Raw genomic sequence first — 18,115 nt, 5'->3', positions numbered from 1 at the left:
TTGTTGTTCAGAACGTGGGGCATGCGCAGGCGATAATCGCCGGCGACATTCATCCGTCAAAACTGATCGAAACCTTGTCACTGATTGCGCGCGCCTGGCAGGCCAGCACCCAACCTTGAGCAAGGTCTTCAATACCCAGGACTTCGTTGTGACGCATGCTCACCTCGCCTTCGCTGACTCGGCACATGCAGGCGCTGCAACGGCCTTCACGACAGGAAAAAGGCGCCATCACGCCTGCCCCCAGCAAGGCGTCCAGAAGATCAACGCCTGGTGCCCAGGACAGCGTGTGAGTGACGCCGTCGAGCTCAGCGTTGAGCTCAATCCTGGGGTTGTCGTGCGCGGTGTCGTCAGGCACGTCCACCAGCACTCCGGGGTCGCTGTTCAAGGACACGAAACGCTCAACGTGGATGCGCGACCGATCCACCTTCAGATAAATCAGCGCCTGCTCCACCGCATCCATGAATGGACCCGGGCCACACACAAAGGCATGGGAATCAATGTGCTCGGCACAGAGGCTGCCCAATTGCTCCAAGGTCGGACGCCCTTGCACCGACTCTAGCCAATGCATGACGGTGAGCCGTCGTGGATAGGCCTGGGCCAGTTGCAACAGCTCATCGCGAAAAATCACCGACTGCTCGTCGCGATTGGCATAAAACAGAAACATACGACCGCTGCCTTGTAGCAGGCTCGACTTGAGGATCGACATGACCGGCGTAATGCCGCTACCACCGGCAAACAGTAGAAAATCCACGTCCAATGAAGCGGGACAAAACACCCCTGCCGGCGCCAGAACTTCCAGCTCATCGCCAGCGCGCACGTTGTCGCATAGCCAGTTGGAGCCCAGACCGTCCTGCACTCGTTTGACGGTAACCTTCAGCGCTCCATCAGCCACAGGCGAGCTCGCCAGTGAGTAACAACGCGCAATGGTCTTGCTCTGTGTTGGAACCCGTAGCGTCAGAAACTGCCCGGGTTTATAGGTGAACGCTCGATTGTCACTGGGCTCGGCAAACACGATCGACTTGCTGTCGTGCGTTTCCTCGATGACGTACTCAACCCGAAGCCGGTGATAAAGGGATTTAGACATAGCCTTAACTCTTGCAATGACAACGGAGCCACACTCCACCTGGTGCTCGCCATCGATACATCCGAACGGCAAGCGCCCCTCTGCTCAGCCGAGAAAACTCAGTACTTCCTGATTGAAGTAGTCAGGCTCTTCGAGCATGAACCAGTGCCCGGAGCCGGTTGAAATGATCACCCGTGCGTTGCCCACCAACCCTGCAACGACCAGGGCGTGACGAACCGGCAGGAAGTTGTCCTTCTGCCCCCACAGACACAACACGGGCATCTTCAGTTCTGCCAGGCGCTCAGCGAACACCTCGACTTTCATGGTGCTGAAGACCGCCATCGGTTGCTCAAGCCAGACCGGAAGACGCGTATCAATCAACTCATCGGTAATCATCTCGGGCGACGCCACAATGTGATGCAGCAGCTCCCTGAAAGACCCCTTGTCAGTCTTGCGCCCCTGGATAAATGCCCCCATGCACCGCAAACCACTCATCTGCCCCGCCCACAGTTCTGGCGCCTCGACACCACCGGGCCCCATGACCACGAGTTTGGCCACCTGCTCGGGATAAGTGAGCCCGAACTGGAAGGCGATGGATCCACCCAGCGAATTGCCCACCAACACCACGCGCGTCACATTCTTTTTCTGCAGAAATTCGCGCAGTACCTCCACGTGCAGAGTCGAGGTGTATTCAATATCGTCAGGCTTATCAGACAAGCCGTAACCCAGGTAATCAGGGACCAGAACGTGATAGCCCTGCTCGGCGAAGTACCGATAGTTCAGATGGAAGTTGCTGTAGCCGCTGGCGCCGGGGCCACTGCCATGCAGAAAGAGCAAGGAAGGGCGATCAGCATTCGCCTGGCCTATTTCGTGGTAATGCAGACGATAGGTATCTTGCACTTCAAGAAAGTTGCCAACCGGGATGGGCGAAGATAAGACAGCAGATTGCAAGGACATAACCGTTCTCCACGTGTTGTTATGTCCTGAATATGAGGCTTCGCTAAGGGCCCTGCATGCTCAACATAGATTAGGTGTGGAGCCAGAATGCAGAGAAAAGGAAGAACGTATCGGCCTAAGGAAGTACGGCTGACGATCGCGCCCTCGACGAGGAAAAAACCGGCTCAAGCGTCAGCCTGATCGGGAACACACGTCTTGAATGATCGACACGTTTGGGCCGCGCCAACGGTGCCGTGGGGTGATCACCACAAGCCTCTGCGCGCCGGTGCTGGATCGTCTGTACGGATGGCTGTTAATTCGCTTCCCGCGCCATATGGCAGGAAGCGTTCGAACAGAGAAGGATGCCTGGAGGCATCTCCTCCCCTGACTACTGGCAATGCGCTAGTCGTTGGGGCTCAGGCTGGAAAGGCCGATGACGCCATTGAGAACAATCCTGACCAGTTCGGCTTGCCGCGTGACGCCCGCCTTGCTGAAGATTGAACGCAAATGCGTACGGGCCGTGTTGAGGCGAATGCCCAACAATTCGGCGGCTTCATCCAGGGCAAGCCCTTTGGCCAACTCCATGGTCAACGTGGCTTCGGAGGGTGTGAAGTCGAACACCTGACGCAAGATCTCGCGAGGCGCGGTGGTCTGAGCATCCGGGTCGCAGATGAAGACGACCCACGCGGGCCGGCACTTACCTTCCGACTCCGCACGCAGTGGAATGCTCCGGGCGACCAGCCCGAACTTGCGCTTGCCCGAGGGCCGGGAGATAGACATCACCTGAGCCGCCGTACCCGCTGAAGCAATCAAATCATGCAATAGGCTTCGCTCAGTCTTGTAGTGCGCTTCCAGTCCTCCTGCCACCAGCTTGAGGCCGTCCTCTTCATTCAGCATCGTCTGGGCCACTTGATTGCAGCGCAGTAAATGCTTGTCCTCATCCAGCACAATCGCCCCGATGTGGAGCCGACTGAGCGCGTCTTCATACAGCTCGCTTTGTGTCTCGTGACGCTCCAGGTGCGCCGCCAGACTCAGTGCTTGCCCGAAATGCGGGAGCAACTCACGTAACCGCGATTTATCCGCGTCGGTAAAAGGCGGCTGATCAGGCAGACGATACATCCGTACGCGGCAGACGGTGCCGTTGCGGGACACAATGTTGACACCCAGCCCGTGACGAACGCCGCCTTCACCGATGAAACGCTTGTAGAACTCAGAGTTCAGCCAGGTGCTTGCGCCCAGATATTCATCGATGGTGACGACCTGATCAATGGGCAACTCAACAAAGGGATCGATCGTCCAGTAATGCGCTCGGTAGGCATGCTCGATTTCCGGGTTGCGAGGGTGACATACCAGAAAACCCAGGTCCGTACTGGTTGAAGGCCTGATCACAATGATCGCCGAAGCGTCCATGTAAGCGGCAAGGTGGCAGGCGGTATCCCGCCAGGGCTCACTGGAGAGGAGGCTCTGATAGATGGACAGCATCACCCGGCTCTGATCGACGCATCCAAGAGCGACTACCTGTTCGGTATCGTGGGCGAGAATCTCCGGTTGGCCTGGCCGAAGAACCGTACTAGGTCGGGTGTTAAGCACAGCGGACAAGTTCGGTTTTAGTGAACTTCCCGCGCATGACTTCTTCATTGCCTGCATGAAACCACCTCTTTTTATTATCGTTATCCGTAGGCGAGTGATTACGCTTATCTCATCATTTGGTCAATCCGCCGCCAACGCCTTACTGAGTGCCGGATCATTAGGTTCATTGAACACACAACGCACTCCGTTGGGATCGTAGATACCCATCACACAACGGTTGCAACTGGTACAACCCGAGCGGATCAGCGCGCCGCTCGCCAGCTTGTTGACGAAATCCGGGTCATGAATAAGGGCTCTTGCCAGCGCAATACTGTCGAACCCCTCATCAATCACTTGCTGGGCTGCCGCCATTGATTTCACGCCGCCGACCAGTGCAAGAGGCATACGCACAGCCTGACGAATCTGGCGGGCATGCTCCAGAAAATACAGCTCATGGAATGCCAGGTCCTTGGGCTGCTGCAGGCCCAAGGCCCAAGGCCCTATACGCGCGAGCCCCCGGGCGTGGGCTTTCATATCTTCCAATGGCATAGGGCTGCCAAACAACGCCCAAGGGCTATGCATGTTGTGCCCGCCACTCAAGGTCAGAATGTCAGCGCCATCGTGCTCCAGAATCTTTGCCGTCACTGAAGCTTGCTCGGCATCGATCCCACCCTGCTTCGCATCGGTCTGATTGATCTTGCACCCCACCGCCAGGCGCGCGCCTACCGCGTCCTTGACTCGCCGTAGCACCATGGCTGGGAAGCGGCTTCGGTTCTGCGTACTGCCGCCATATTCATCACGACGATGATTGCTCAACGGCGACAGAAATTGGTTGAGCAAATAGCCATGTCCCATGTGGATTTCAACAGCGTCAAAACCCGCCTCCCTGGCCAGAACGGCGGCCCGGGCAAATTCTTCAGCGACCCGCTGCATGTCCAAGTCGGTCATGGCTCGCTGAAACCAAATGCCCTGGAGCATCCCGAAAGCGTTGATACCCGATGAGGCCGTTCGGGGATAGCCCTTTTCCGGACGCAGCATGGTGAAAGAGCCGCCATGGGTGATTTGCAGACAAGCGGCTGCACCTTCGGCATGCACCGCGTCAGTCAACACCCGCAAATGCGGCAACACCTCACGTGACATGTGGAACTGGTGCCGGAACGTTCGCCCATCCGGCGACACGGCCCCATAAGCGACGGTGGTCATGCCCACACCGCCGGCCGCGACGTCGCGATGGTGCTTGACCAAAGCCTGGGTCGGCATCCCGTCAGGTGTCATCCCCTCGTTAGCACCGGCCTTGATAAACCGGTTACGCAGGGTGATAGGTCCCAATGTGAGAGGGGAAAAAGGAGAACCCCTTCCGATATCAGCAGTCGTCATGTTCATCACTCCCTCAGCCGTGGGTTCCGCCATCAATGCGCAGTACCGCACCGTTCACGAACGCCCCATCCTCAGAGGCCAGCATCGCGATCACCGACGCCACTTCCTGAGGTTCACCCAATTGGCGGTCTGGACGGGAGAGGTGTGCGTACAGACTGAAGTCAACGCCCTCGGGGAAACCATGGGCTTGAGCGGCGACCATCGGTGTCCCGATCCCGCCGGGGGCAATAGCGTTGACCCGCACGCCACGGTTCAGGTATTCGCGGGACAAGGCTTGGGTCAATGCGGCCACCCCCCCCTTGCTCGCCGAATAAGCGGCCATGTATGCATGCCCAAAGAATGCAGACGTTGAGGCGGCATTGACGATGTTGCCCTTGCTTTGCAGCAGATAAGGCAGGGCCTCGCGACAGCACAAGAATGTGCCACCCAGGTTGATCTGGACCAGCTCCATGAACGCGTCGAATGACGTGTCGGTGGTATGGCTGGAGCGCAGGATGCCGGCCATATTAATCAGCACGTCCAACTGCCCCTGCTCTTGCACAAAATGGTGCAGGGCTTCTCGCACTTCTTGCTCATGGGTGACCGAAACCTGCTTCGACAACGCAAGCCCACCGTAGTCTGCCGCTGCATTGGCCAGCTCCAGAGTTTGCGCCAGTCCTTCGGCGTTGCGGTCGAGAGCGAGCACGGTTCCGCCTTCAGCCACCAGGCGAATAACCGCCGCCTGCCCAATACCGGACGCACCGCCGGTGACGATGATCTTTTTATTCTGAAAACGAGCTGCAAAGGTCATGGTTTAAATCCTTATTATTAGAATTGAATCATTATCAGGCGCCTCGCAAAGCTGGAGTGAAAGCAAAAATCAGCCTGCTCTCCCCTCCCCGCACTCCGAGTATTTAAACACTCCCGGCGGTTGCCGCCAGATCACTGCGTTTGGACGATGGGCTTAAGCCCCTGATCTGATCATCGCTGCCCGTCACCACGGTCGAGTCATCCGTCGCGGTGTGGGGACGCGTCTCCCCGCGTAACAAGAAGTGGGACAGCGCCGGGATCAAGACCAGCGAGCCAATCATGTTCCAGAGGAACATGAACGTGAGCAGAATCCCCATGTCGGCCTGGAACTTGATAGGCGAGAACACCCAGGTCAACACCCCGGTGGCGAGCGTCAGGCCAACCAGCGCGACGACTTTGCCGGTAAACATCAAGGCTCCGCTGTAAGCCTCTTCCAGGCTGGCGCCACGGCGTTGCAGGGTCAGTTGAACACTCAGCAAGTACAGCGCGTAGTCGACACCCGCCCCCACACCCAATGCAATAACCGGCAGCGTGGCGACTTTGACCCCGATGCCCATGTACACCATCAAGGCTTCGCAGAGCAGCGAGGTAATGACCAGCGGCACCAGGGCCACCACCACGGCCCTCCAGCTGCGGAAAGAAATCAGGCACAGCACCACGACCGAGGCGTAGAGCAACAGCAGGACGGTCAGGTTAGCGTCGGCCACCACCAGGTTGGTCGCGGCCTCAATCCCTGCCGGGCCTGCCGCCAGAAGAAACTGCCGGTCTTCGTTGTCATGTTGTGCCGCAAACGCTTGAACAGCACTGACCACCCCATTGAGCGTATCGGCGCGGTGGTCGGCCAGGTAAGCGATCACGGGGGAAATGGAGCAACTGAAATTACTCAGTTCAGGTGATTGCAAGGCCGCGTACTGGGAAGCCTGTGCGGACACTTCATCCTGACGCGGGATGCTCATCCACTTCGGATTTGCCTCGCCGTAGCTGGAGTTGATGAACCGCACCGAACTGGACAGGCTGGCAACGGACTGCACACCCGGCACATCACGAAGCATCTCGGTCAAGCGATCAATCTCGGTCAAGGTTTCAAAGGTGGAGCAGGCACCCGGTTTGGTCTTGACGATGACGGCGAACTGATCGGTCGAACGGCCGAAGCTCTGATTGAAAAACATCACGTCCTGGTTATACCGGGAGCCTGGGCGAAGCTCCGGGGCGCCGGCATCCAGATCACCGATCTGCAAGTCACTGCGCACCATAAAGGCCCCCACGCCCACCGCCAGTGCCAACACCACCAACACGCGGGCATACGAAGGGCTTGTGCACTTGACCAGCAGCGTACCGACCGCCTTGAAGAACGAATTGTGTTGACTGCCTGCCGCCAACTCGGCTTCGTTGCGAACGCTGCGGCGCGCGGCCGATCGGCTGACACCCAGGTAAGAGAGCATCACCGGAACCATGATCAACTGGGTGAAAATCAGGACGCAGACACCAATGCTGGTGGTGATCGCCAGATCGCGGATAACCGGAATATCAATGATCATCAGCACCGCAAAGCCGAACACATTGGCCAGCAGGGCCGAGAGCCCGGCGACAAACAGGCGACGAAACGTGTACCGGGCCGCCACGTATTTGTGAGTACCTCGACCGATGTCCTGCATGATGCCGTTCATCTTTTGCGCGCCATGGGACATGCCAATCGCGAAGATGAGAAACGGCACCAGAATCGAGTAGGGATCGATTTCGTAGCCCAGCATCTGCATCAGGCCGAGCAACCAGACCACACTGCTCAGCGAAGCGACTAGCAGCAGCAAGGTGCTGCGAATGCAACGCGTGTAGCCAAAGATAATGACGGCAGCGATGGCAGCCGAGATGGCAAAGAAGCCCATCACCTGGGTCAAGCCGGAAATCAGGTCGCCGATCAGCTTGGCGAACCCGATGATGTGCACGCGCACCTTTATCTGGCCGTCAGGCCCGGGCACTTCGTACTGGCCACGAATGTCCTGTTCCAGAAAGTCTGCGAACTCCTGGTAATTCAGGGGTGCGCCGGTGACCGGGTCCTTATCCATCAGCGGCACCAGGATCACCGAAGAGCGCATGTCCAGGGAAACCAGATCGCCGACCAGGTTCGCCCGCATGACATTGAGCTGCAGCTCCTGGAGTTTTGCCGGTGAACCGTCGTAGCCGTTGGGCATGACCGAACCGCCCTCCATCCCGGCTTCACTGATTTCACTCCAGCGTACCCCCGGCATCCACAGCGACCGCATCCAGGCCCGATCAACGCCTGGGGCCAGGTTGACCTTGTCATTGATCTCCTGAAGCGCCTGTAAATAGGCGGGGTCATAGATAGTGCCATGAGGATTTTCCACCATGATCCGCACGGAGTTGCCCAGCGCGACCAGGTCTGCCTTATTGTCCAGATAGTTGCGAATGAACTCGTGAGAGTTCGGCATCATCCGTTCAAAGCTTGCGTTGACGTGTAGCTGCGTCGCCTTGTATCCCAAAAACACGGTCAAGACCGTACTCAACAGAATAAAGAGAAGCCGGTTATTGAAAATCAGACGCTCAATGAAGTTGCCAGAGCGGACATCAAACTGCTGCCGATCTTCAAGAACAGGTGTTGCATTGTTTTCCACGGAGGTGGTCATCTTATTATTCCTCTCACCCAGGCTCAGTAGTGCTCAACCAGTACAACCAAAGCGCTATGGGGTCTCCATAATCGTCACGCCGTTCAATCCAACCAACGCCAGTCGCTCGGCCGACAAACCCACCACGCCGGTGAACAAGGTCGGTTGCTTGACCTCGAGTGGCGTGAAGGTTGCGCCCCCGTTATGGCTGATCGCGGCCTGAGCGGACTGGCTCACCAGTACAAAACCGCGCCCCTCCAGCGCAGCCCCTGCGGTCACACTGCCTTTAAAGTCACTGCCCACCGCCGTCCAGGTCTGTGCACCGTCAACACTGCGAAACACATGCCCCTTCAAGCCGTAAGCCAGTAGATTTCCCTTGTCACCGGCCAGGCCAAACAGCGTGCCTTGATAGCCCGTCTCACTCGCCACAAAGCTTTGGGTTAACGGGTCCTGGCGCCATACCCGACCACGTTCACCGGTGATGAAAAGCGCCCCATCCACTCCGCGAATTGACGTCAGGTGAAACAGATCGTTGTTGTCGATTTGCGTGTTCCAGGGCTGCCAGGATTCACCGCTGTCGTGGCTGGCCATGATCAAACCAAAGGGGCCCACTGCAAAACCATTGCCCCGGGTATCGAACCAGACGCCCATGAAAAACTGCCCGGGGCCCGGGCGCGTCATGTTGAGAATGGCTGTCAGATAATTTTCGGCACTTTGCTCATCAAGTCCGGATTTGCTTTTGAAGTAATCGACAACAATCGCTTCCAGGCCACGTCCGTCCAGCTGCTTTGTCCAGGTCGTCCCCGCATCCAGGCTGCGCAAAATGACGGCGCCGTGCCCGACAGCCCAGCCGCGTTGATCGTCAGCGAAATACACCGCATTCAAATCGACGCTGACAGGCACTTTGGCCTGGGCCCAGGTCGCCCCCTGATCATCAGAGAAAATGATGACCCCGTTGTCCCCTGCCGCCACCAGGCGCTTGCCGGCCTTGGCGATATCTCGCATGGGTTTGTGATCAGCCTGGTGTACACCGGCGACAGGCAAGTCGAGCGGATCGACAAAGGAATTGGCGTTGACGGCGGCAGGAGTCGCCAACAAGGCACCTGCGAACAGCAATGCACGTGACTTTTTCATAAACATCAGGCTAGGCATGAAGGCTCCCTTTGCACTTTTTCTCTCCGCAAGATCGAGTCTGCTGTTGTTGTTTTTCAGAGGGTTGCAGTTACGCGCCGGGCCATGATGGCGTTCAGGCTGAGGTCGCCAACTCAGTGTCCGCTGCTCGTTGATTCTCGGCATGCCTAATCTTGATTAGATCGGCACACAACGGCCAAAAGGTTATGAGACAGGCCTTGCACCTGATCCCAGAAGTGCCGACGGCCCGCGCAGCGTGGGCAGCCTCTTACTTCCTCTTCAGACGAAGGAGAACCCGACGGTGCAGGCACCGCCGGGTTCTCGTTCTATCAGGCAACAGCTGCGTTAACGTATGCCGCTACCGGCCATGGAATCCGGGGTCAGCTTACCGTTGGGCCAACGGGGTACACGTACGTAGCCAGTACCACCGGCCATATGCATGGAGGTGGCGTACTGCCCCTTCACCAGGTCATAAATGACCATCGGCGTATTGGGCACGGACTTGGTGTTCCAGTCGTAAGTTACGAGCCCCTGAGAGGTACGCATCAACTTGCCGGCCTGGTCATAACCCTCATACAACACTATCGACCAACTGTCCTCATCGACATAGAACACTTTCTTGCTTTGCGCGTGGCGCATGCCGGGTTTGAGGGTCGCTTCCACCACCCAGGTGCGGTGCAATTCCCAACGCATTTTTTCAGGGTTGGCGAATTGCTTGCCATAAGCGTCGTCAGCCGAGGTATGCATCAGGAATTTGTAATTGTTATAGGGGATATAGACCTCTTTCTTGCCGACCAACTTGAAGTCGTAGCGGTCCAGCTGCCCTTCCCACATCCCCAGCTCATCAAAGAAGTAAACCCCACCGGCGGTTGTCATGGGGCTGTCATAGCCGAACTCGGGCACCTGGCGGACGCGCCGCTGCCCCTGGGTATAGAGCCACTGCTTGCTGTTACCGTCTTTTTTCGCATGCATCACCATATAGGTGAGCGACTTGTCTCCCACGCTCCGCGCCGGGCCGACATAGGTACTGAACCGACGCTGGTAAAACGACTGCTCCTCGTCCGGATTGTCGTGGTAAGGCGAGTCGGTGTAGTTATCAATGTCATGGGTCACGATGCGGTTGCCCGCGGAGTCGACCATGTAACCCGAGAAACGTGAACGGTAAGCCGGCCCGTAGTAGCGCAGGTTGTGGTTCCAGACCACCTCACTGCCGGTTTTCGGGATCGGGAACGGGTAGCCCCCCATGGCCCCCTCCAGATCCTCGCCGTCGAAGGTGCTTTTGGTGCGGGTCGCATTTTTGACCGTGGCCGCCTTCAGCCAATCGGGAAAATCCACCACACGGTGGGTTTTATAGACTTCGAGCTTGTAATCCGGCCAGCGCTTCAACAGTTCACGGGTCCCCGTACTGACCTTGTCGCCATACTGCGCAACGTTCGCGCCAGTAATGGTGAACAGCGGTTTTTCGTCAGGAAACGGGTCGGGGTAAATCCCGCCATTTTCCGGCATGGCCGGCCCCTTCCAGTCCGGTTTCCACGCCGGAATGCTGCCATCGGCGTTCCCGGCCTTCTCGGCGCCGAATTCGGTCAGTTTGTCACCGCCCAGTTGTGCAGCCTCATCAGCTGAAACCGCTGCCAAGGCAGAAGCCGACATCGACAAAGCCAGGGCTAATGTCAGTGTCAATTGAGTCTTTTTCATCGTGTATCTCCGTCTAGAGCTCTGCATGCAGACAAGCGTCTCCACGGCCCGGCAGACGCCGAGCCTGAAGGGCACCTTTACAGGCTGGTTTGGAAAGTCAGGGTGACGCGTCCGCGATCCGTGCTGCCCATCGCGCCCACGCGGTCTTCAACATCGCCAGCATCCGAGTAGAGCAGGCCGACCTTGTATTTCATGTTGATGTCGGCCGTGACTCCCGTTGACCAGGCGTACGAACGCTCAGCCGAACCCATCAGGACCGCCGAGTTACCGTGCAGGCCGTAACCGGCCACGGTCAGGTTCCCGGTCAGATCCACCCCGGGAAGTACCTGAAGCCATGTCGGCATGAGCACCAGCGAGAGGCTGCTGGCATTGCGGGTTCCGCAACCTGGACCATCTTTGGCGTCTTCACACTGGCTGAAGACTTGTTCGTTATGGGTGACCTTATCCAGGTAGGTGTAACCGAGTTCGGCCAGCACGATGCCTGTGTCGTACAGCGGCAAGGTCGGCAGCGCGGCCTGGGCATTCAATAGCGCATGCACGGTATTACCGGTTGCACCGTCGAGGTTGCCACTGAGTATCGGGCCGCCCGTGCTGTCCAGCGCGGTACCGCGACGGTAGGAAACCTCCGCGCCCCAGCTGATTTCCTGCCAGTTGAAGTTGGTAAAGGCACCAAACAGATCAACGCCACGGTTATAGACCTGATGGAAGCGAAGCCCGGTGATGGGGTCGGCAGGATCAACCGCGAAGTTGACAGGCCAGGGCTGCATTTCATCAAAGCGCCGATACACCAGCCCGATGGTCCCGGCGTACCACTGCGGCGTCATATTGAGCTGCACGCCGAAGTTGCCACGCTGTTTGTCCCGGGGTTCGATGACCTCGCCCTGGTTGATGTAGAAATTACCCAGGCCTGGAAACGCGCCTGCAAAAATTCGCCCGTCGCCTGCGTAGAGAAAGTCAGGTCCGCCCATGAACGTGCCGCCTTCACTGGGCCGGTTTGGCTTCCAGTCAAAGTGGTAATAGCCCGCCAGGGAAAACGTATCGTTCAGTTGGCTCTGGAAAGAAATCTGAGGCAGAGGCATGGCCAATTCCTTGGGCGATGCACCCGGCGTTTCCGCGCCTTTTTGCAAGTTGCTGGGCTGCTGGCTCCAGGAAATCGCATCCGTGGAGTTGATCTGAGCCACACCCCAGACAAGGGAGTGCTGCCCAAGCTTGGCTGAAATCGGGGTATCGCCCAGATTGAAGGTGCCGAAGACAAACGCATCGAGAATCTCGCCGGACGGCCCGTTGTAATAACGCTGGGCCGAGCGCGACAGCTTGCCGTCTGCGTAGGCAGAGATGCCGCGTAAATCGGGATTACTCTTGAGGTCATGATCGTCGTAAGCGTTGTCGTACCAGCCTGTGGCGCTGATCCGCGCGCCATAATCGTCCCTGTAAATCAGGTCCATCTCAGTCAGCACATCGAGACGACGCTTCCACATATCGCCATTCCTGGCGAAATAGTCTGACTGATGGTTAGTGGGATCATTACCAATGTCCTTGGCAATACTTTCCGTACGCCAGCCCATTCCCAAACGGAATTCGGTGGTCCAGTTGATTTGCAATTCAGGGTTGCCGGTATTGATAGAAATGGCCTGAGCCAATGGACTCACCATCGCACCGGCCAATAACACCGGTACCAGAAACCTGTAACCGCTATGGGCTGCAGTACTCTTCTTCTTGTGCATGTTGCTCTCCGCAAGTCCAAGTCTGGTTTTATTGTTGTTCAGCTTGTCCTGGTGACAGGCTAGGGCTGGCAGATCCCCACTCCTCGACGTCACGGTTAGTTTCAGCACAAAGCACCCTGCCGGCATGCCCTATATTGATTAGCCAACTTCAAGCACTCGCTGCGACCTCTCCCCCGTTTCCAACACTAATCGCCACCTAATCAATTCTGGGCATGCTCGACTCGCCCGTTCGCGGTGAAGCTATGGCAAGAGCGCCTGACAGCGAAACCTGTTCAGCCTTTCACTTCCGAAAACAAGAAAAAGCACGGCATCAAACACCGTGCTTGATTACGGAGATCGCGTGCCCATGAAGGTATTTACCGAAAATAAAAAATGCGCCGTGCTGGTGGTTGGCTCTGGCGCGGGCGCTTTGCTCGCAGCCAATCGGGCTCACGACCTGGGGATGCATGTCGTCGTTATCGAAAAGAGTGATCGCTACGGCGGCACCTCCGCACTGTCTGGCGGCGGTATCTGGATCCCCAACAACAGGGACATCCGTCATCAGGACTCGATCGAAGAAGCTCTGACCTATTTCAAAGCCTGTACACGCGGTCTGGTGTCGGATGAAAAGCTGCTGGCCTACCTCGATTCGGCACCAGAGATGGTCGAGTACATGCACCAGCAAGTAGGCGTCAAATACAACGCGGTGCAGGGTTACTCGGACTACTGCCAACTACTACCGGGCGCGTCGGACACGGGGCGAACGATGTTCGTCGAGCCTGTAGACGCAGGCATTTTAGGCGATGATTTTTTCGCCCTGCGCGAAGCCGACATGGGCGCAAAACTGTTTGGTCGCATTGCACTGGATTATTACGACGGGCAACTGCTCGGTGCTCGGGCCAAGGGCTGGAAACGCAAAATATTTTCACTAATCTGGAACTACTGGTCGGACGTTGCCTGGCGTCTCAAGACACGCCGTGATCGCCGGGTAACCATGGGTAACGCCCTGATCGCAGGCTTACGCATCGGACTGAAAACACGTCAGGTTCCCATCCTGCTGAACACCCGCCTAGAGCGCTTTATCGTTGAGAACGGTGTCGTGACCGGCGTCGTTGCCTCCCGCGACGGCAACGAATTCTCCATTCTCGCCAGCCACGGGGTGATTGTCGCTTCCGGCGGCTTTGAACAGAACCAGACGTTGCGTACCAGCCTCCTGAAAGCGCCAACTCAAGCAGAGTGGAGTGTCACGCCCATGCACAACAACACCGGTGATGCACTCCTGGCTGGAGAAAGTATTGGCGCAGACACCGAGTTCACGCACGAAGCCTGGTGGGCACCGACGGTGCGCATTCCGGCAGCAGACACACCTAATGTAAACATGCGCAGCGCACTCTTCATCGAACGCAGTTACGCCCATAGTCTGTGCGTCAACCGGCTCGGCAAGCGCTTTGCCAACGAAGCCATGTCCTATAACGACTTCGGCCACGAGATGCTCAGGGATAACGCCGACACCGGCGCCAATGTCCCCTGCTGGTTTGTCTTCGATGCCAATTACCGCAGGAAAAACATCCTCGGGCGCATCATGCCCGGCTCGATCATGCCCGACTCCAGCCTGCCGCCTGAGTGGTGGGACACCGTGCTTTACCGCGCGGATTCACTCAGCGTACTGGCCAGCAAAATTGGCATCGCCCCTGAGGTGCTGGACGACACGGTTCAGACGTTCAATGGCTACGCCAAAACGGGCATCGACCTGGACTTCAATCGCGGGCACTACAGCTTCGACCTCTTTTACTGTGACCCACGCCACCAACCCAACCCGAGTCTGGGTGCACTTGATAAAGCGCCTTACTACGCCATCCGGGTTGACCTGGGTGACCTGGGCACCAAAGGCGGTTTGAAAGTGGACAGCGATGCCAACGTACTGGATCTGGAAGGCAACCCGATTCCCGGACTCTACGCCATCGGCAATGCCTCCGGCGCCGTGACGGCCCAGTCTTACCCCGGCGCCGGTGGAACACTCGGCCCGGCCCTGACTTTCGGCTACCGCGCCGCCAACCACATCGCCCGAAACGGCCAGCCTCAGATCACACCGGCGAGCGCCCAAAAAGCCCATGCCTGAACACTGATTGTGTCGTCGGCAGGCGACAAACCGCCCCTGCTGGCGCTCGAACACTGGGCGCCAGTACCAGGCCGCCGCCGGCGAAATACCACGATTTCCCCGTAATCGTTCCAGCCCCTTAATAGTGGAGGAGCCTCCTGTGCTCGCCTTATTCAACGAAGAACAACAGATGTTCGAAACCACGGCCAAGCGCCTGGCCCAATCGATCGGCATCGCTAACCCCCATGATCTGAAAACAAAAGATCGTGAACTCGGCTGGAAGATGCTGGCAGAAGTCGGTCTGCTGGGGCTGCGCATGCGCGATGAAGGCATTGCGCTGGCGTCGGGTGTGGAGGTGATGATCGCCGCCCAGGCGCTGGGAGAAACCCTGACGCCACAACCCTTCACGTCTGCCGTGCTGGCCGGCGAATTACTGGCCCTGGCGGGCACCCCGGACGAACTGCTCGAAGAGCTGGCGGCTGGCGAAACCCGCTATGGCCTTCTGCTGGATCGCTCACTTGAACGCCTCGCCGCACCCGACGAAGCCGGCGCGGTCGCGTGGGATGTCGAGGGTGCGCATTACGCCCTCGGGCTGATCAATGGCCAAGTAGTACGCGTCAGCCTGGATCAGGGCTTCGAGCCCGGCCATGACGCGGCCGACCTAACCCGCCTACTGTTGCACCGCCGCGCAACCACCCTCCCCCCTCAGCCCATCGGCACACCGCTGAGCCAAGAACAGCTCAAGCGCTGGCTGGCGTTGGCGCTGGTGGCCGTGTCTGCCGACATCGTCGGCGTCATCAGTGGCGCGCAGGCCGGTGCGGTGGCTTACACCCGGGAGCGTGTCCAGTACGACGCACTGATCGGGACGTTCCAGGCCATTCAGCACTTGTGCGCCGAGATGCTGGTCCAGGCGCAGGCCGCCCACAGCATCAACTGTTATGCCGCCTGGGCAGTCGATCAGCTGGATGCGGATCAGGCATTGCTCGCCGCGCGTACTGCCAAAGCCTATGCCGCGTCGGTCGCCCTGCCGGTCACCGAAACCGTTATGCAGGTTTACGGCGGGATAGGCCAAACCTGGGAGCACATCGCCCACGTCTATACCCGTCGCGCCCTGCTCAATGCCCGCCTGTTGGGTGACGAATCCTATCAATTGCAGCGAATTGCCGATGCCCGCCTGGGAGCACAGTAAATGGATTACCGAGATAGCGCCGAAGAGGCCAAATTCCGTCTTGAGCTACGCGAATGGTTCAAGCACAACATCCCCGCCAACTGGCGCGAAATCACCGACCCTCAAGGCCTGCGGGCGTTGACCAAGAGCTGGCACAAGGCGCTCTATGCCGACGGCTACATCGGTTTGAACTGGCCCAAAGAGTATGGCGGTCAGGGCCTGTCGCCCACCTTCGATGCCATCCTCAATGACGAGGCAGGGCGTGCCGATGCACCCCGTCTGCCAGGCATGGTGAATTACCTTGGGCGAGCGATTTTCACCTACGGCACCGAAGAGCAAAAGCTGCAGTTTTTGCCCACGCTCCTGAGCGGTGAAGTGCAGTGGTGCCAGGGCTTCAGCGAGCCGGGCGCCGGCTCAGATCTGGCGTCCCTGCGCACTCGCGCCGACCTGGACGGCGACACCTATCGGGTCAATGGCCAAAAAATGTGGACCAGTGGTGCCTTGCAAGCCGACTGGTGTCTGCTGCTGGCCCGAACCGACAGCAGCGCGGCCAAGCACAAGGGAATCTCCTGCCTGCTCACCCCGCTCAATGCCCCCGGCATCACCGTGAACCCGATTGTTCTGCACAGTGGCGAACCGGAAACCGCCGAAGTGTTCTTCGACGATGTACTGATCCCGCAGACACAACGCATCGGCGACCCCGGCGCAGGCTGGCGCATCGCGATGACCACCGTGGCTTACGAGCGCGGCGCATCGGACACCGGCTCCATTTCAGTACTGCGTCGCCAGTTACGTGAGCTTGAGCAGATCGCTCATGAAAAGGGTCTGATAAGCACTGCCAGCACTCGCATGAAACTGGCCCGCGCCCATGTCGACATCGAAGCCTTGAGCCTCAACGTCGCCCAACAATTGTCGTCACGCCTGGCGGGTCGAGACCCAGGGCCGGAAGGTTCAGTGGGCAAGCTACTGTGGTCCAGGGCGGCGCAATACACCATGCACGTCGCCCTGGATGTACTGGGTGCCGACGCCCTGACAGGCAGTGCCCCTGGCTGGTTGGCCGAGTACTTCACTTCGCGTCCGGTCAGCGTCTACGGGGGCTCCTCGCAGATCCAGAAAAACATCCTCGCCCGCATGCTCGACATGCCCCGCTGACCCCTTGGGAGAATCATCATGCGTTTGAACAATCGTGTCGCCGTTGTCACAGGTGCCTCACAAGGTATCGGCCAGGCCATTGCTAACCTCTACGCCAAGGAAGGCGCCAAGGTCGCTATCGTCGATATCAATATCGCGGCCGGCGAGGCTGCGGCCGCACAGATCAACGCCGAAGGTGGCACCGCCTTGTTTGTCCGCTGCGATATTTCCAGTCGCAGCGAAGTCGATGCAGCAGCGGCGGCCATCAAGGCCAGCCTCGGCCCCATCGACATTCTGGTGAACAATGCCGGCATCACTCGCCCGGCCATGCTGCACAAGATGACTGACACCGAGTGGAAGCAGGTGATCGACGTTCACCTTCACGGCTCGTTCTATTGGTTGCAGGCGGTCGTCCACAACATGATCGAACGCCGCTGGGGCCGCATCATCTTCGCCAGCTCTTCCACCGCCCAAAACGGCTCGATCGGCCAGATCAATTACGCCGCCGCCAAGTCGGCGATGCTCGGCATGATGCGCACCGCCGCCCGTGAACTGGGTAAGCACAACATTCTGGTCAATGCCGTCGCGCCTGCGGCGGCCACCGAGATGACCAAAGCGATCATGACCGATCCCAAGTTCGCTGATGCCCGAGAAGCCGCGCTCAAACAGCATCCACTACGCCGCTCGGCCGAGACGACCGAGATCGCCCCGACCTTCCTCTATCTGGCCAGCGAAGAGTCCTCGTACATGACGGGACAAGTGCTGTCCGTGGATGGCGGTTCAATGATGGTGCGTTGAGCACCGGCGACTTTGATTCGTAAATGACAGGACAAT

13 protein-coding genes are annotated in these 18,115 nt (G+C 58.4%); 4 read left to right on the top strand and 9 right to left on the bottom strand.

All coding sequences use genetic code 11. From position 1 onward, the window contains the following. Nucleotides 1-49: 49 nt before the first annotated feature. From PverR02_RS11820 to PverR02_RS11780, 9 genes are all read right to left on the bottom strand, one after another. Nucleotides 50-1,084: a ferredoxin--NADP reductase gene (locus PverR02_RS11820; protein WP_079443440.1), complete on the bottom strand. Its 1,035-nt coding sequence runs from the start codon at nucleotides 1,082-1,084 to the stop codon at nucleotides 50-52. A gap of 84 nt (nucleotides 1,085-1,168) precedes the next feature. Further along, nucleotides 1,169-2,020: an alpha/beta fold hydrolase gene (locus tag PverR02_RS11815; protein WP_079443439.1), complete on the bottom strand. Its 852-nt coding sequence runs from the start codon at nucleotides 2,018-2,020 to the stop codon at nucleotides 1,169-1,171. A gap of 381 nt (nucleotides 2,021-2,401) precedes the next feature. Then, nucleotides 2,402-3,481: a helix-turn-helix transcriptional regulator gene (locus PverR02_RS11810; protein WP_079443438.1), complete on the bottom strand. Its 1,080-nt coding sequence runs from the start codon at nucleotides 3,479-3,481 to the stop codon at nucleotides 2,402-2,404. Between the two features lie 228 nt (nucleotides 3,482-3,709). Further along, the gene (locus PverR02_RS11805) at nucleotides 3,710-4,945 is read right to left on the bottom strand and encodes an NADH:flavin oxidoreductase (protein ID WP_079445006.1); all 1,236 of its coding nucleotides are present in this window, start codon (nucleotides 4,943-4,945) and stop codon (nucleotides 3,710-3,712) included. A gap of 13 nt (nucleotides 4,946-4,958) precedes the next feature. After that, entirely contained in the window at nucleotides 4,959-5,735 is a 777-nt protein-coding gene (locus PverR02_RS11800; protein ID WP_079443437.1) for an SDR family NAD(P)-dependent oxidoreductase, read from the bottom strand. A gap of 103 nt (nucleotides 5,736-5,838) precedes the next feature. After that, nucleotides 5,839-8,376, bottom strand: a complete 2,538-nt coding sequence (locus PverR02_RS11795; protein WP_079443436.1) for an efflux RND transporter permease subunit — start codon at nucleotides 8,374-8,376, stop codon at nucleotides 5,839-5,841. A gap of 54 nt (nucleotides 8,377-8,430) precedes the next feature. Continuing rightward, on the bottom strand, nucleotides 8,431-9,651 hold the full coding sequence (locus tag PverR02_RS11790) for a WD40/YVTN/BNR-like repeat-containing protein (RefSeq protein WP_152031998.1): 1,221 nt from the start codon (nucleotides 9,649-9,651) through the stop codon (nucleotides 8,431-8,433). 180 nt (nucleotides 9,652-9,831) lie between these two features. Continuing rightward, a complete protein-coding gene (locus tag PverR02_RS11785) occupies nucleotides 9,832-11,181 on the bottom strand; it encodes a DUF1329 domain-containing protein (RefSeq protein ID WP_161493721.1) in 1,350 nt (449 codons plus the stop codon). 77 nt (nucleotides 11,182-11,258) lie between these two features. Continuing rightward, nucleotides 11,259-12,905, bottom strand: coding sequence for a DUF1302 domain-containing protein (locus PverR02_RS11780; protein WP_161493720.1), 1,647 nt, complete (start codon nucleotides 12,903-12,905; stop codon nucleotides 11,259-11,261). Between the two features lie 346 nt (nucleotides 12,906-13,251). Between PverR02_RS11780 and PverR02_RS11775 the strand changes: the two genes are divergently transcribed. The 4 genes from PverR02_RS11775 to PverR02_RS11760 all read left to right on the top strand — a co-directional run bounded on the left by PverR02_RS11775 (nucleotide 13,252) and on the right by PverR02_RS11760 (nucleotide 18,079). Next, on the top strand, nucleotides 13,252-15,003 hold the full coding sequence (locus PverR02_RS11775) for an FAD-binding protein (RefSeq protein WP_079443432.1): 1,752 nt from the start codon (nucleotides 13,252-13,254) through the stop codon (nucleotides 15,001-15,003). Nucleotides 15,004-15,142: 139 nt separating this feature from the next. Further along, on the top strand, nucleotides 15,143-16,171 hold the full coding sequence (locus tag PverR02_RS11770; protein WP_079443431.1) for an acyl-CoA dehydrogenase: 1,029 nt from the start codon (nucleotides 15,143-15,145) through the stop codon (nucleotides 16,169-16,171). Further along, a complete protein-coding gene (locus PverR02_RS11765) occupies nucleotides 16,172-17,302 on the top strand; it encodes an acyl-CoA dehydrogenase family protein (protein ID WP_079443430.1) in 1,131 nt (376 codons plus the stop codon). Between the two features lie 18 nt (nucleotides 17,303-17,320). Continuing rightward, nucleotides 17,321-18,079 (top strand): SDR family NAD(P)-dependent oxidoreductase, encoded by a 759-nt coding sequence (locus tag PverR02_RS11760; protein WP_079443429.1) that lies wholly within the window; start codon nucleotides 17,321-17,323, stop codon nucleotides 18,077-18,079. The last annotated feature ends 36 nt before the right edge of the window (nucleotides 18,080-18,115 follow it).

The sequence above is a fragment of the Pseudomonas veronii genome (assembly GCF_002028325.1).
GTDB classification, from domain to species: domain Bacteria; phylum Pseudomonadota; class Gammaproteobacteria; order Pseudomonadales; family Pseudomonadaceae; genus Aquipseudomonas; species Aquipseudomonas veronii.
Note: the sequence above shows the minus strand (reverse complement) of the source record. Positions and strands in the feature narration are given on the sequence as shown.

Coding starts and splice junctions, on each gene's coding strand:
- PverR02_RS11820 (WP_079443440.1), bottom strand. CDS start 1,084: ATGTCTAAATCCCTTTATCACCGGCTTCGGGTTGAGTACGTCATCGAG.
- PverR02_RS11815 (WP_079443439.1), bottom strand. CDS start 2,020: ATGTCCTTGCAATCTGCTGTCTTATCTTCGCCCATCCCGGTTGGCAAC.
- PverR02_RS11810 (WP_079443438.1), bottom strand. CDS start 3,481: ATGCTGTCCATCTATCAGAGCCTCCTCTCCAGTGAGCCCTGGCGGGAT.
- PverR02_RS11805 (WP_079445006.1), bottom strand. CDS start 4,945: ATGACGACTGCTGATATCGGAAGGGGTTCTCCTTTTTCCCCTCTCACA.
- PverR02_RS11800 (WP_079443437.1), bottom strand. CDS start 5,735: ATGACCTTTGCAGCTCGTTTTCAGAATAAAAAGATCATCGTCACCGGC.
- PverR02_RS11795 (WP_079443436.1), bottom strand. CDS start 8,376: ATGACCACCTCCGTGGAAAACAATGCAACACCTGTTCTTGAAGATCGG.
- PverR02_RS11790 (WP_152031998.1), bottom strand. CDS start 9,651: ATGCCGAGAATCAACGAGCAGCGGACACTGAGTTGGCGACCTCAGCCT.
- PverR02_RS11785 (WP_161493721.1), bottom strand. CDS start 11,181: ATGAAAAAGACTCAATTGACACTGACATTAGCCCTGGCTTTGTCGATG.
- PverR02_RS11780 (WP_161493720.1), bottom strand. CDS start 12,905: ATGCACAAGAAGAAGAGTACTGCAGCCCATAGCGGTTACAGGTTTCTG.
- PverR02_RS11775 (WP_079443432.1), top strand. CDS start 13,252: ATGAAGGTATTTACCGAAAATAAAAAATGCGCCGTGCTGGTGGTTGGC.
- PverR02_RS11765 (WP_079443430.1), top strand. CDS start 16,172: ATGGATTACCGAGATAGCGCCGAAGAGGCCAAATTCCGTCTTGAGCTA.
- PverR02_RS11760 (WP_079443429.1), top strand. CDS start 17,321: ATGCGTTTGAACAATCGTGTCGCCGTTGTCACAGGTGCCTCACAAGGT.